General features: G+C 64.6%; 8 protein-coding genes. 2 read left to right on the top strand and 6 right to left on the bottom strand.

The window, feature by feature from the left end:
- Positions 1 to 117: 117 nt before the first annotated feature.
- The 4 genes from fusA to JQ639_RS33800 form a co-directional block, all read right to left on the bottom strand.
- Entirely contained in the window at positions 118 to 2,190 is a 2,073-nt protein-coding gene (gene fusA, locus JQ639_RS33815) for an elongation factor G (protein WP_211964690.1), read from the bottom strand.
- 36 nt (positions 2,191 to 2,226) lie between these two features.
- On the bottom strand, positions 2,227 to 2,697 hold the full coding sequence (gene rpsG / locus JQ639_RS33810; protein WP_211964688.1) for a 30S ribosomal protein S7: 471 nt from the start codon (positions 2,695 to 2,697) through the stop codon (positions 2,227 to 2,229).
- A 12-nt stretch (positions 2,698 to 2,709) separates the two neighbouring features.
- Complete coding sequence (gene rpsL / locus JQ639_RS33805) at positions 2,710 to 3,081, bottom strand: 30S ribosomal protein S12 (protein WP_211964679.1); 372 nt, start codon at positions 3,079 to 3,081, stop codon at positions 2,710 to 2,712.
- A gap of 689 nt (positions 3,082 to 3,770) precedes the next feature.
- Complete coding sequence (locus tag JQ639_RS33800; RefSeq protein ID WP_211964676.1) at positions 3,771 to 5,006, bottom strand: carboxylate--amine ligase; 1,236 nt, start codon at positions 5,004 to 5,006, stop codon at positions 3,771 to 3,773.
- A 491-nt stretch (positions 5,007 to 5,497) separates the two neighbouring features.
- Here JQ639_RS33800 and JQ639_RS33795 point away from each other — a divergent pair, with 491 nt between their 5' ends.
- Together JQ639_RS33795 and JQ639_RS33790 are read left to right on the top strand one after the other, a co-directional pair.
- Complete coding sequence (locus JQ639_RS33795; protein WP_211964674.1) at positions 5,498 to 6,673, top strand: FAD-dependent oxidoreductase; 1,176 nt, start codon at positions 5,498 to 5,500, stop codon at positions 6,671 to 6,673.
- 252 nt (positions 6,674 to 6,925) lie between these two features.
- Positions 6,926 to 8,299, top strand: coding sequence for a TIGR03808 family TAT-translocated repetitive protein (locus JQ639_RS33790; protein ID WP_211964672.1), 1,374 nt, complete (start codon positions 6,926 to 6,928; stop codon positions 8,297 to 8,299).
- Between the two features lie 51 nt (positions 8,300 to 8,350).
- On the opposite strand, the gene JQ639_RS33785 is transcribed toward JQ639_RS33790, so the two are convergent.
- Together JQ639_RS33785 and JQ639_RS33780 are read right to left on the bottom strand one after the other, a co-directional pair.
- Positions 8,351 to 10,336, bottom strand: a complete 1,986-nt coding sequence (locus JQ639_RS33785; RefSeq protein ID WP_211964670.1) for an ABC transporter ATP-binding protein — start codon at positions 10,334 to 10,336, stop codon at positions 8,351 to 8,353.
- Between the two features lie 58 nt (positions 10,337 to 10,394).
- Positions 10,395 to 12,449: an FAD-dependent oxidoreductase gene (locus tag JQ639_RS33780; protein ID WP_211964668.1), complete on the bottom strand. Its 2,055-nt coding sequence runs from the start codon at positions 12,447 to 12,449 to the stop codon at positions 10,395 to 10,397.
- Between the last annotated feature and the right edge of the window lie 169 nt (positions 12,450 to 12,618).

Here is a 12,618-nt window from a genome sequence, read left to right as displayed (position 1 = left end):
GTCTTGCCGTGGTCAACGTGACCGATCGTGCCGATGTTGCAATGCGGCTTCGTACGTTCAAACTTCTCTTTGGCCATGACACTCTCCGTTCAGGCTTTGACTCTCGGTCAAAGGCGATCAGGCAAACTTCTTCTGGACTTCCGCCGACACGTTGGCAGGTGCCTCGGCGTAGTGGTCGAACTGCATGGTGAAGGTCGCGCGACCCTGGCTCATCGAGCGCAGGTTGTTCACGTAACCGAACATGTTCATCAGCGGCACCATGGCGTTGATGACGTTGGCGTTGCCGCGCATGTCCTGCCCCTGGATCTGGCCGCGGCGGGAGTTGAGGTCGCCGATGACCGAACCGGTGTAGTCCTCCGGGGTCACGACCTCGACCTTCATGATCGGCTCGAGAAGGACGGACTTGCCCTTCTGCAGCGCGTCACGGAAGGCGGCGCGCGAAGCGATTTCGAAGGCCAGCGCCGACGAGTCGACGTCGTGGTAGGCACCGTCGACCAGCTGGACCTTGACATCGACCACCGGGAAGCCGGCGACCACGCCCGAACCCAGGACGCTGTTGAGGCCCTTTTCGACGCCCGGGATGTACTCCTTGGGCACCGCACCGCCGATGATCTTCGACTCGAACTCGAAACCCTTGCCCGGCTCGTTCGGCTCGACGACGAACTTGACGCGCGCGAACTGGCCGGTACCGCCGGTCTGCTTCTTGTGGGTGTAGTCGACCTCGGCCGCCTTGGTGATCTTCTCGCGGAACGCAACCTGCGGCGCGCCGATGTTGGCGTCGACCTTGTAGGTACGCTTGAGAATGTCGACCTTGATGTCGAGGTGAAGTTCGCCCATGCCCTTGAGAATGGTCTGGCCGGACTCCTGGTCGGTCGACACGCGGAAGGACGGATCCTCCGCAGCGAGCTTGGCCAGGGCGACGCCCAGCTTCTCCTGGTCGGCCTTCGACTTCGGCTCGATCGCGATCTCGATCACCGGCTCCGGGAATTCCATCTTCTCGAGGATGACCGGGTGGTCGGCGTCACACAGGGTGTCACCGGTGCGGGCTTCCTTGAGGCCAGCCAGCGCGACGATGTCGCCGGCATAGGCTTCCTTGATGTCTTCGCGGTTGTTCGCATGCATCAGCAGCATGCGGCCGATACGCTCCTTGCGGTCGCGCGTCGAATTGATGACGCCGGTGCCGGAGATGAGCGTGCCCGAGTAGATGCGGCAGAAGGTGATGGTGCCGACAAACGGGTCGTCCATGATCTTGAACGCGAGGAGCGCGAGCGGCTCCTTGTCGTCAGCCTTGCGCACGATCTCGTTGCCATCCTCGTCCTGGCCCTTGATCGCGGGCACGTCGAGCGGCGACGGCAGATAGTCGACGACGGCGTCGAGCAGCGGCTGCACGCCCTTGTTCTTGAAGGCCGAACCGCACAGCACCGGATAGAAGGCGCCGGTCAGCACCGCCTTGCGGATCAGGCGCTTCAGCGTCGCCTCTTCCGGCTCCTTGCCGTCGAGATAGGCAGCCATGGCGTCGTCGTCGAGCTCGACGGCGGCTTCCACCATCTTCTCGCGGTATTCCTTGGCCTTCTCGACGAGGTCAGCCGGAATCTCCTCGTCCTCGTACTTCGCACCGAGCGCCTCGTCCTTCCAGACGACGGCCTTCATGCGAACGAGATCAATCAGACCCTTGAAGTTGCTCTCCGAACCGATCGGCAGCTGGATCGCCACCGGCTTGGCACCGAGGCGGTCGATGATGTCCTGCAGGCACTTGTAGAAGTCGGCGCCCGTCTTATCCATCTTGTTGGCGAAGACGATGCGCGGAACGCGATACTTGTCGCCCTGACGCCAAACGGTCTCGGTCTGCGGCTCGACGCCCTGGTTGGAGTCGAGCACGCACACGGCGCCGTCGAGCACGCGCAGCGAACGCTCGACTTCGATGGTGAAGTCGACGTGGCCGGGGGTGTCGATGATGTTCAGGCGCTTGCCGTTCCAGAACGCGGTGGTCGCAGCGGACGTGATCGTGATGCCACGCTCCTGCTCCTGCTCCATCCAGTCCATCGTCGCGGCACCTTCGTGCACTTCGCCGATCTTGTGGCTCTTGCCGGTGTAGTAGAGGATGCGCTCGGTCGTCGTCGTCTTGCCGGCGTCGATATGCGCCATGATACCGAAGTTACGGTAGTCCTCGATGGCATGTTGGCGGGGCATGGGAGCTGTCCTTAAACCTGTGCGTTACGGTCGCCGTTACCAGCGATAGTGCGAGAAGGCGCGGTTGGCTTCCGCCATCTTGTGCACGTCTTCACGCTTCTTGACCGCGTTCCCCCGGTTGTTCGACGCATCCAGCAACTCCGCGGAGAGCCGCTCGGTCATGGTCTTCTCGTTGCGGCCGCGCGCCGCGGTGATCAGCCAGCGGATGCCGAGCGCCTGACGGCGGGTCGAACGAACTTCGACCGGCACCTGGTAGGTGGCGCCGCCGACGCGACGGGAGCGAACCTCGATGGTCGGCATGACGTTGTCGAGCGCCTGCTCGAACACCGTCAGCGGGTTCTGCTTGGTCTTGCTCTCGATGGCGGTCAGCGCGCCATAGACGATGCCCTCGGCCACCGACTTCTTGCCGTCGTACATGATCGAGTTCATGAACTTGGTGATGATGATGTTCCCGAACTTCGGATCCGGAAGAACTTCGCGCTTTTCGGCTGCGTGACGACGCGACATGGATTCCGCTCCTTACTTCGGACGCTTCGCGCCGTACTTCGAACGACGCTGCTTGCGGTTCTTGACGCCCTGCGTATCGAGGACGCCGCGGAGGATGTGATAGCGAACGCCGGGAAGGTCCTTGACGCGGCCGCCGCGGATCATGACCACCGAGTGCTCCTGAAGGTTGTGGCCCTCACCCGGGATGTAACCGATCACCTCGAAGCCGTTGGTCAGGCGCACCTTGGCGACCTTACGAAGCGCCGAGTTCGGCTTCTTCGGCGTCGTGGTGTAGACGCGCGTGCAAACGCCACGCTTCTGCGGCGACTGCTGCAGAGCCGGCACCTTCTTGCGCGCCTTCTGGACGACGCGCGGATTTGCGATCAGCTGGTTGATCGTCGGCATTGTTCGCCTTCACCCTCGTTCGCGCGAAACCGACCGGGTTTCGCAAAATTTTGCCGGGCTACCCGCCCTGTCGGGTCGCCTTGCGCGGCTGCATTTGGAACAAATGCATTCACGCAAAACGAAATCACGCCAACCGCTCATCGCTGAGCAGTAGGCGCTTCGTCGCCACAGAGGATCACAATGGGCGAACCCACCGGGATCATGCTTCCGTAACCCCAATCCCTCAGCGGACGCGATCAGCGGCACGCCGCGGGTCGGGGTTGTCTTCGCATTGACTGGCTATCATCGACAGCGTCTGAGCGACATTCGTCGAGGTTGGTGCCCTGCGGATCCGATGCACCGGCCTAACGGCCTGAAAGGTGTTTCGGATGGTTGAGGGTGATCCGTTCCGACGCAGACGAAGCTCACCGCCTGTCGTTAAGTGGCCGCGTTCTACCGGCCGAGCGTCGGCAAGTCAAGACCAAACACGATTGAAGAAACACGCGTCGCAGAGGCACTTCTTGCACCTTGCCGCATCGCGAAGCCACTCATCTGCTGCATCGCGAGGGAATCGCAGACAACGATTCTGTGACCCCTATCCCATCGCCAGGACGACAGTTTGCCGGCCCTGCCCGCACCCTCCCGCCCGCCGGGAGCCCTCCATAGCATGGAACCCGCGCCGATATCGGTATAAAAATACCAATAGCCAGTTATGCCCTGCCTCGATTCGGCATGGCCGTGGTCGCCCATTCGGGCAGCAGGCGCGACAGCACCCGGTAGACCGTCAGCGGAACCTCCATGAGGCCGGGAATCGGATCATCCCAGGCGAAGGCCGCATAGGTGAGCTGTTGGCGGGACCCGGCGATGTAATCGGCGAATCGAAGATCCCCGCGCCAGATCAGCTGACCAGCCGCCACGACGTCGCGCGACGCCTGCATCCAGGCCCAGCCCGGCTCGGCCGCCGCGGGGGCTACGACGCTCCCGAGCGCCACCTCCCGCATCAGGACCGCGAGATCGAGCCCGGCCGCCGCACACAGCCCGAACCACGACCAGGGCCGCGGATTGACGTCGAGCACCTTGTAGCTCCCGCTGCGGGCATCGTACTTGAACTCGACCTCCACCAGTCCCTCGAAGCCGATCGCCGACAGCAGCCGGCGGCCCGCGTCGCGCACCGCGGCGTTGTCGACCACCTCCACGAAGGTGCTGTTCATGCTGAACTCGACGGGATACTGGCGCGTCCGCCGCGCGGTCATGTCCGCGACCGGGCGATTGCCATGCCACAACCCGGCATAGGAGAATTGCGCCTCCCCGCCGCCGGGGACCAGCTCCTGAACCACGACGTCTTCGCCCCCGACCTCCGCGCTCGCCCGCGCATGGAGCGCGATCAGCTCTTCGCGGCTGTCGGCGCGCCACGCCTTGGCGGCGGTGAAGGCATTGCGCTCCATGCGCGTCGCCGGCTTCAGCACCACAGGAAAATCGATCTCGGTGCGCGCGACGGCTTCGGCCGAGCGGATGACATAGTTTCGCGGACAGGCGACGCCGGCTTCCAGCGCCGTGGCCGCGAGGCGCTGCTTGTCGCAGACCTGCTGCAGCGCCTGCCAGTCAGCACTGATGATGCGGAATACACCGCGCAGCAGCGCGAGATTTTCCGCGACGCATTTGACGTCGCCGTCGGCGCACGGGATCAGCAGCCAGCCCTGCAGGCGGTGGGTGGCGGCAAAATCGATCAGCCAGTCCACGGCCCCCGGCGACGTCGCACCCGGCCATGTGAAGCTGGCATCGACGTAGCGGGAGAAGCCCGGCAGCGGATGATCGTCGGTGACATAGGCCACCGGGATATCGAGACGGCCAAAGCTGCGCGCAGCGGACAGCGCCCCATGGGCGCCGCCCAGCAGCACGACACCGCTGGCAGCCGCTTCTCCAGATCGTCCCGCCGTCGCGTTCATCAAAAGCCCCGCTCTCCAACACCTTTGCCCGGGCCCGACCGCAGCAAAAGGTTGATCGTCATCTCCTGCGCAATCGGCCGTTGTCCACCTGACCTGCGGCGTGACGACAACGACGGTCGCGCCATCATCGTGCCGAGGCGACCGCCGGCATTGCGCTGCCTCAAACCAGCGAGGGTGTCAGGCTTCGCCCGCACCACAACGGGACGACATTACCGGCCAATTCGTTTACGTGACGTCTGCGCTCCGGACATGAACCGAAACATGCCGCCTGCGCCCGCCGCGCCCGCGCACTGACACCATGCCGTTGGCACGGATCGTGAAAAGTCGCTCTCCAGACACGGCCCGATCCGGAACGAGCGGCTCAAAATGCGACGACAGCAATATTCCGAAACACTTCTGCTCCGAAATGGATCAGCCGGGACATTAACCCACATCCTTCAATCTTCATTCGCTGGTTTGCAGCAATGCTAACGTCAACAAGCGAGATCATCATGCACCAGGTCGACGTTGCCATTATCGGAGGCGGACTTGCCGGATCGACGGCCGCGGCGATGCTCGGCCGCGCCGGCGTGAAGACGGCGCTGATCGATCCCCACACCGTCTATCCGCAGGACTTCCGTTGCGAAAAGATCGACGGCCCGCAGCTCGACACCCTGCGACGCATAGGCCTGATCGATGATGTGATGCCGGCGATGACCTACGATCGCCAGGTCTGGATCGCGCGCCTCGGACGCCTGATCGATCGCCGTCGTGGCGACCAGTACGGCTTCGCCTATGAGACGCTGGTGCAGGCGGCGCGTGGCGCCGTCCCCTCCACCGTCACCTTTGTCGCCGCCAAGGCGACCGCGATCTCGACCTCCGACGACACGCAGCAGGTCACGCTGTCGAACGGCGACACGGTCACCGCACGCCTCGTCGTGCTCGCCAACGGCCTCAACGTCGGACTGCGCCACCAGCTCGGCATCGAGCGCGTGGTGACGAGCCCGTGCCACTCCATCACCGTGGGCTTCGACCTGCGGCGGCGCGACGGCCAGCCGTTCCCGTTCGGATCGCTGACGTATTACGGCGAGAGCACGGCCGCGCGGATGGCCTACCTGACGCTGTTTCCGATCCGCGACACGATGCGCGCCAATCTCATGGTCTATCGCACCATGGACGATCCGTGGCTGCGCGAGATGCGCCATGCCCCCGAGCAGGCGCTGCATCAGCTGATGCCCAACCTGCGCAAGCTGACCGGCGACGTCGTGGTCGACGGCCCGATCCGAATTCGGCCCGCAGACCTCTACGTCACGCAGGGCCATCGCCAGGCCGGCATCGTGCTGGTCGGCGACGCGTTCGCGACGTCCTGCCCCGCGGCCGGCACCGGCACGCGCAAGGTATTCACCGACGTCGAGCAGCTGTGCAACGTCCACATCCCGAAATGGCTCGCGAGCAACGGCATGGACGCGGCCAAGATCGGCCAGTTCTACGACGATCCGGTCAAGCAGGCCTGCGACGCCGCCTCGAGCACGTTCGCCTACCAGTTGCGCGCGATCTCGATCGAGAACGGCTTCGTCTGGCATCTGCGGCGCTGGGTGCGCTTCCTGGCGCGCGCCGGCATCGGCGGCCTGCGCGAACTGCGCTCGCTCCTCGCGGCACAGCCGCTGCAGCAGCGCCCCGGCGTCTGAGCACGCCGGCGGAGCTGTTCACAGCGCCCGCACCACGCGTCTGCTTCCGAAAATCAGCGATCGATGGCATCGCGACGCGCCCATGCGCGCCGCGACGCGCGTGCTCAAAGCGTGCGTTTCCCCCGCTTCCCCCGACTCCCACCAGCGACGACGTGCCGCTCCGACACGATTTGATGGTGTGCTGTTGCGTGCCCGCGATTCAAACGCAGCGCGAGCACGCAACACTCCATCACGCTGAAGGGAAAGAGCACAATGCCCACGGTTACGAGCCTGAACGGCGCCGACTACGGCATGGTCGCCGGCACCGCCGCCGACCAGACCGCCCACTTCCAGGCCGCGATCAACGCGGCGCAGACGCAGGGCCTGCCGCTGTTCATTCCGCCAGGAAGCTACAGCATCACCACGGTCAACATCACCGCTCCCATCGAGATCTACTCGGCGGCGGGCAACGCGGTGATCCAGGGCTACCAGCGCTCGCCGACGATCAACATCGCCCCCGCCGGCTCGGGCGCGAGCTTCGGCCCGGTCTACCTGCATGACATCACCGTGACCGGCCAGTTCCAGTCCTATCCCGCGGGGCTCACCAATCCCGCGCTGATCTCCGTGACCAATATCGCGGGGATCGCGATCGAGCGCTGCTCGCTGCTGCAGTCCGGACATCACGGCGTCTATCTCGACCAGAGCAGCGGCGTCATCAAGGACTGCACGGTGTCGCAGCCGGCCGAATTCGGCGTCTACTCCGTCGACTGCAACAACGGCGGCATGCTGATCGACAGCAACCGCATTCTCTACGCCGGCAACAACGGCGTCTATATCCAGCGCAGTTCGGCGAGCGGCGACCAGAGCATCGTCAGCAACAACCTGATCGGCTTCACCAGCGCCAATGACGGCGGCACCGGCCCGTACGGCAACGGGGTGATCGTGTACCTCGCGGACTTCGTCAAGGTCCAGGGCAACATGATCTACTCGTCGGCGTTCTCCGCGATCCGCTTCAACGGCTCGAGCTACGCGGAAATCACCGGCAACCAGTGCTACAGCAGCAGCGAAATGGCGATCCGGATCGAGGCCGCGGCGTCCAACACGCCGTTCTTCGGCGGCATCGTCTCCAGCAACATCGTCGACACCGCCGGCGCCGGCATCAGCATCTCCAATTCCAACAACGGCGCCCGCGAAACCATCGTCACCGGCAACCAAGTCTACGGCTGCAGCAACAACTCGTTCCCGGGCTATCAGACCTGGGGCACCGGCATCTGGGCGGAGGCCGACGTCGTCGTCAACGGCAACATTGTCGACGGCTGTTCCGACTGGGGCATCGTCGTCTATCCCACCAACAACGGCTCGCTGGGGACGCAGAAGATCTCGGCGCAGGCGATGAACAACACCATCAAGAACTGCGCCGGCGGCATCGGCTTCTACCAGGCCGACACGACCTACGGCCGGGTCTTCATCGGCGGCAACGTGGTCAACAGCTTCACCACGACCAGCAAATATGCCGCGATCGTGCCGATCACCTACAACGGCGTGACCGGCGAGATCAGCAAGGTGTCGGGCGCGACCGATCTCGGCAACGCCACCACCAGCGGCTTCGCCAACGTCAAGCTGCTGCTGAACTACTCGTTCACCTGACGATCGCCGCAACGAGGCCTCTGCCCGGCCGGGCGGAGGCCACAGCGCGGCTCAATCCTCGTCGTCCTCGTCGTCGTCATCCTCGTCTTCGTCGTCCGCATCGGCGGCGTGATGAGGGGTATGGGACTGGTCGTCCCACAGCTTGCGGTACATGCCGTCGAGCGCCAGCAGCTCCTCGTGGCTGCCGCGTTCGACGGCGCGGCCGCCGTCGATGACGATAATCTCGTCCATCTCCACCACGGACGTCAGGCGGTGGGTGGAGAAGATCATGGTGCGGCCGCGGGCGAGGTTGAGCAGCGTGCGGTTGATCGCCGCCTCGGTGGTCTGGTCGAGCGCCGAGGTCGCTTCATCGAGCAGCAGCACGGAGGGATTGCGGACGATGGCGCGGGCGATCGCGATGCGCTGGCGCTGGCCGCCGGACAGCGTGTCGCCGCGCTCGCCCACGATGGTGTCATAGCCCGCGGGCAGGCTCATGATGTGGCTGTGGATCTCGGCCTTCTTCGCGGCCTCGATCACCTCGGCGTCGGACGCCCCCTCCTTGCCGAGACGGATGTTCTCCATCAGCGACATGTTGAACAGCATGTTCTCCTGGAACACCACGGCCATGCTGCTGCGCAGCGAGTCGCGGGTGACCCGGCGGATGTCGACCCCGTCGATCGTCACCCTGCCCTCGTCGGGCACATAGAGCCGCAGAATGAGGTTCAGCAGCGTGCTCTTGCCCGAGCCACTCGGACCGACGACGGCAATGCTCTTGCCGACATTTAGCTTCAGCGTCAGGCCGTCGAGCACCGGTTTGTCGCTGTTCTCGTAGGTGAAACTCACCCGCTCGAAGGTGATGTCGTTGGTGATGCGCGGCAGGTCGGGGGCGCCCTGGCGGTCGGCGCCGCGCTGCGGCTCGTCCAGGATCTCCTGCATGTGCTGCACGGCCGCGGCCGACGAGATCGCCACCGGGATGAAGTGCATGAGGTGGGCGATATTGTAGGAGATCTCCCAGAACGCACTCTCGAAGGTGACGAAGGTGCCGACCGTGATCTGGCCATTGGTGGCGAGATAGGCGCCGATCGCCAGCACCACGAGATGCAGCAGCAGAACGGCGATGGTGACCGTGCGCTCCACCATGCTGGAAAGGAAGGTGGCCTTGGCCATGGTCTTGCGGGCATCGCGGTTACGGGAACCGAACCAGCCGAGCGACCGCCGCTGCAGCCCGAACGCCTTCACCACCGCCTGGGCGGCGACGTTCTCCTGCACCACGCCGAGGATCGCCGCCTCGTTGACCTTCTGGTCGTAGTTGGCCTGCACCGCCTTGGGGGTGAGGATGCGCGGCCCGATCAGCGTGATCGGGAACACCAGCAGCGCCACCGCGGCGAGCTGCCAGTTGAGCCACAGCATCAGCAGGATGCCAGCGAACAGTTCGAACAGCGGCAGCAGCGCGCTGTTGGCCAGGTGCTTGATGGCGCTCTCGTAGGCCGCCATGTCGACCGAGAAACGCGACAGGATCTCGCCGCGCTTGATGCGCGCGAAGAACGACGCCGGCAGGTTCTGGACGTGCTCGAACATCCGGGTCCGCACGTCGGAGATCACCGAGGCCGTCGTCTTGGCGTCCCACAGCTCGTACCAGACCGCCACCAGCGACGTCACGACGCCGGCCACCGCCAGCACCGACAGGATGATCACCAGCGCCTTGAAGTCCTCCTCGCCGAGCGCCTCGTCGATGAGGTACTTCAGGCTGAGCGGCATGATGACGTTGAACAGCGTCTCGATCAGCAGGCCGATGCCGACGAAGGTAATGCCCTTGCGGTAGTTGCGCAGGAACGGCCGGGTGAAGCTGTAGAGGGTTGCGAACGCGCCCGCGGCCTCGCGAGCGGTAAACGCGACGAGATCCTCGTCGTCTTCGTCGTCATCGATCGGCGGCGGTGGCGGCAGCGGGGGGGCGCCATCGTCGGCGTCGTGGCCGGCCGTCGTCGGGGCCTCGGGCGCAGGGCCTTCGGTGACGGCGGCTGGCGCGGTGGATTCCTCGGCTACGGGCTTCGACACCATGGACCCTGATCATCGCTGGGCGGCGCGCGGTCGTTGCGCCGCATCCCCGCCCAAGCGCTTAATCGTCGGCGGCGACCTTGTCAAAGAACGAATAGCGCAGGCTGTCGGCGTCGATGTACCAGTTGCCCGGCCCCTTGCCGGCGGCGAGCGTCGCCGCCCAGACCGCATCGATGGCGTCGCGACGGTTCATGGACAGGTCGAAGCCGTTGCCGAAGAACAGTTCCGACCATTCCCACCAGGTCGCGAGCTTCTTGACCCCGCGCAGCAGGTCATACCTGTCGATCAGCGCCGGCGGCATGTCGCTGGTCACGGACGCGAACAGCAGCCCGGTCTTGACGACGCGGTTGAGCTCGCGGATGGCCTTGGTCACCTGTTTTTCGGGAACATGACACAGGCATGTCTCGTAGATGAAATCGAACTCGCCGTTGCGGAACGGCATGTCCGTGATCGATCCCAGCTTGTTGTACTTGCGCAGCGCCTTCGGCGTGCGGGCATGGATGGCGCGGTTGTTCTCGATGCCGAAGGCGTCGATGCCACGGTCGCGCAGCGCGCCGACCAGCTCGCCGCTGGCCGAACCGGCGATCAGCAGCCGGTAGCCCCGGACCCGGCCCCACACCAGCTTGATCAGCTCGGTGAGATAGGACGGATCGCTGAACTGGCTCCAGACCTCGTGGTAGGGGCCGACGCCACGGTAGTTGTCGAAGTAGCTGCGGTCGATCTTGTCGGAGACCGTGTGCCCGCCCTCGCCGCGCGCATAGCGCAGCTTCATCATTTCGGTGAGAATGATGTCGGTGGCGGCGTCGGACGAATCGAGCAGGCCGTTCAGCGTCGAATCGAACAGGTAGTCGCCGACGAGCACGAGGCCGGGATGCTCGACCGGCTCGGGCCGGTGGTTGGTGAGCACGTCGCGCACCGGCAGGCCGCCGGGAATCGCGTTCACCGACGACAGCCAGCGATGGATCTTGCCCTCGACGAAATGCTTGCGGGCGTCGCCGAGCGACGCCGGCAGTGTCTTGAGCGCGACGTCGATCAGCTGGTCGTCGCGCAGGCCGACATAGGCGAGCGCGTCAGAACCCGCGATCAGCCAGTTCAGCACGCCATGGCGACCGACGTCGTGGCGGGCGCCTTCGACATAGACGCAGCAGCCGCCGAACGCCTCGGACATGAACCAGGCGCCGGGAATCTTGTCGCCCCAGAACGGGCTGTCGAACAGCATCGAGACGCGCAGGTAATGCGCCGGACGGTCGAAATAGGCGACATGCCGGACCATCGACTGGCGCAGCTTCTCGCCTTCCCAGTTGACCGTCGCCAGCCAGTTGTGCGGCAGGCACATCAGTACGAGATCGAAGTCGCGCACCACCGGCGACTTGCCGTTCAGCATGTTGAGCTGATAGCGGCCGGCCTCGGTCTTGCCGACCTTGAGCACGCGATGATTGAGCTTGATCTCGGCGTCGATCTCCGACTGCAGGCCGCTGATCAGCTGCTCGTTGCCGTTCTGGATCGAGTACAGGCCGATGTAGCCGTCGACGTCCATCACGTAGTTCTTGAGCGCGTTGAGGCCGTTGGTGTTGTGGCTCTCGGTCGCGAGGTCAGAGCGCGCCATCACCTTGAAGAAGCGCTTGGCGATGGGATCCTTGACCTTGGCATCGAGCAGTTGCTCGGCGGTGATGCTGGCCCAGGGATGTTCGTTGTCGTGGGCGCCGATGCCCTCGTAATACTCGATCGGCGAGATCTCCTCGGCGCACAGCTTGCGGAACGCCTCGATGGCGTCGGCGGTCTTGTTGCCGTACTTGCGGCGCATGCCGTCGACATCGTCGAGCAGTTCGCCGTCGAGCATCACCTGCGCCGCATCCATCGGGATGGTCTGGAGGCCGAAATGCTGGATCAGCTCGCGCAGCGGATCCGGGCCCGTCATCGAGTAGTCATAGATCTCGGCGACGCCCGCCTCGTACATCGCCGGCGCGCTGTCGAAGGTACGCGTGACAATCTTGCCGCCGAGACGGTCGGTGGCTTCGAACAGGGTGATGCGGCAGAGGCTTCCGAGTTTCTTCTTCAGATACCAGGCGCTCATCAGGCCGCCCGGCCCGCCCCCAACGATTGCAAGATCGAGCATAGTGTTCCTGTTGTCCCGCCGACGGCAGCGGCGGTGCCGAGTGGTCCAGTTGTCCTAAGTTGCCCCAAGCAAAGCACTTTTCCATATGAAAGGAAGATGAACAAACGACGATTTGGCCCTGGGAACCTGCCAAAAATCGCAAAAAGGCCGGCTGACGCCGGCCTTTTCG

It is taken from the genome of Bradyrhizobium sp. U87765 SZCCT0048 (assembly GCF_018131225.1).
Taxonomy (GTDB): Bacteria; Pseudomonadota; Alphaproteobacteria; order Rhizobiales; family Xanthobacteraceae; genus Bradyrhizobium_A.
Note: the sequence above shows the minus strand (reverse complement) of the source record. Positions and strands in the feature narration are given on the sequence as shown.

Coding starts and splice junctions, on each gene's coding strand:
- fusA (WP_211964690.1), bottom strand. CDS start 2,190: ATGCCCCGCCAACATGCCATCGAGGACTACCGTAACTTCGGTATCATG.
- rpsG (WP_211964688.1), bottom strand. CDS start 2,697: ATGTCGCGTCGTCACGCAGCCGAAAAGCGCGAAGTTCTTCCGGATCCG.
- rpsL (WP_211964679.1), bottom strand. CDS start 3,081: ATGCCGACGATCAACCAGCTGATCGCAAATCCGCGCGTCGTCCAGAAG.
- JQ639_RS33800 (WP_211964676.1), bottom strand. CDS start 5,006: ATGAACGCGACGGCGGGACGATCTGGAGAAGCGGCTGCCAGCGGTGTC.
- JQ639_RS33795 (WP_211964674.1), top strand. CDS start 5,498: ATGCACCAGGTCGACGTTGCCATTATCGGAGGCGGACTTGCCGGATCG.
- JQ639_RS33790 (WP_211964672.1), top strand. CDS start 6,926: ATGCCCACGGTTACGAGCCTGAACGGCGCCGACTACGGCATGGTCGCC.
- JQ639_RS33785 (WP_211964670.1), bottom strand. CDS start 10,336: ATGGTGTCGAAGCCCGTAGCCGAGGAATCCACCGCGCCAGCCGCCGTC.
- JQ639_RS33780 (WP_211964668.1), bottom strand. CDS start 12,449: ATGCTCGATCTTGCAATCGTTGGGGGCGGGCCGGGCGGCCTGATGAGC.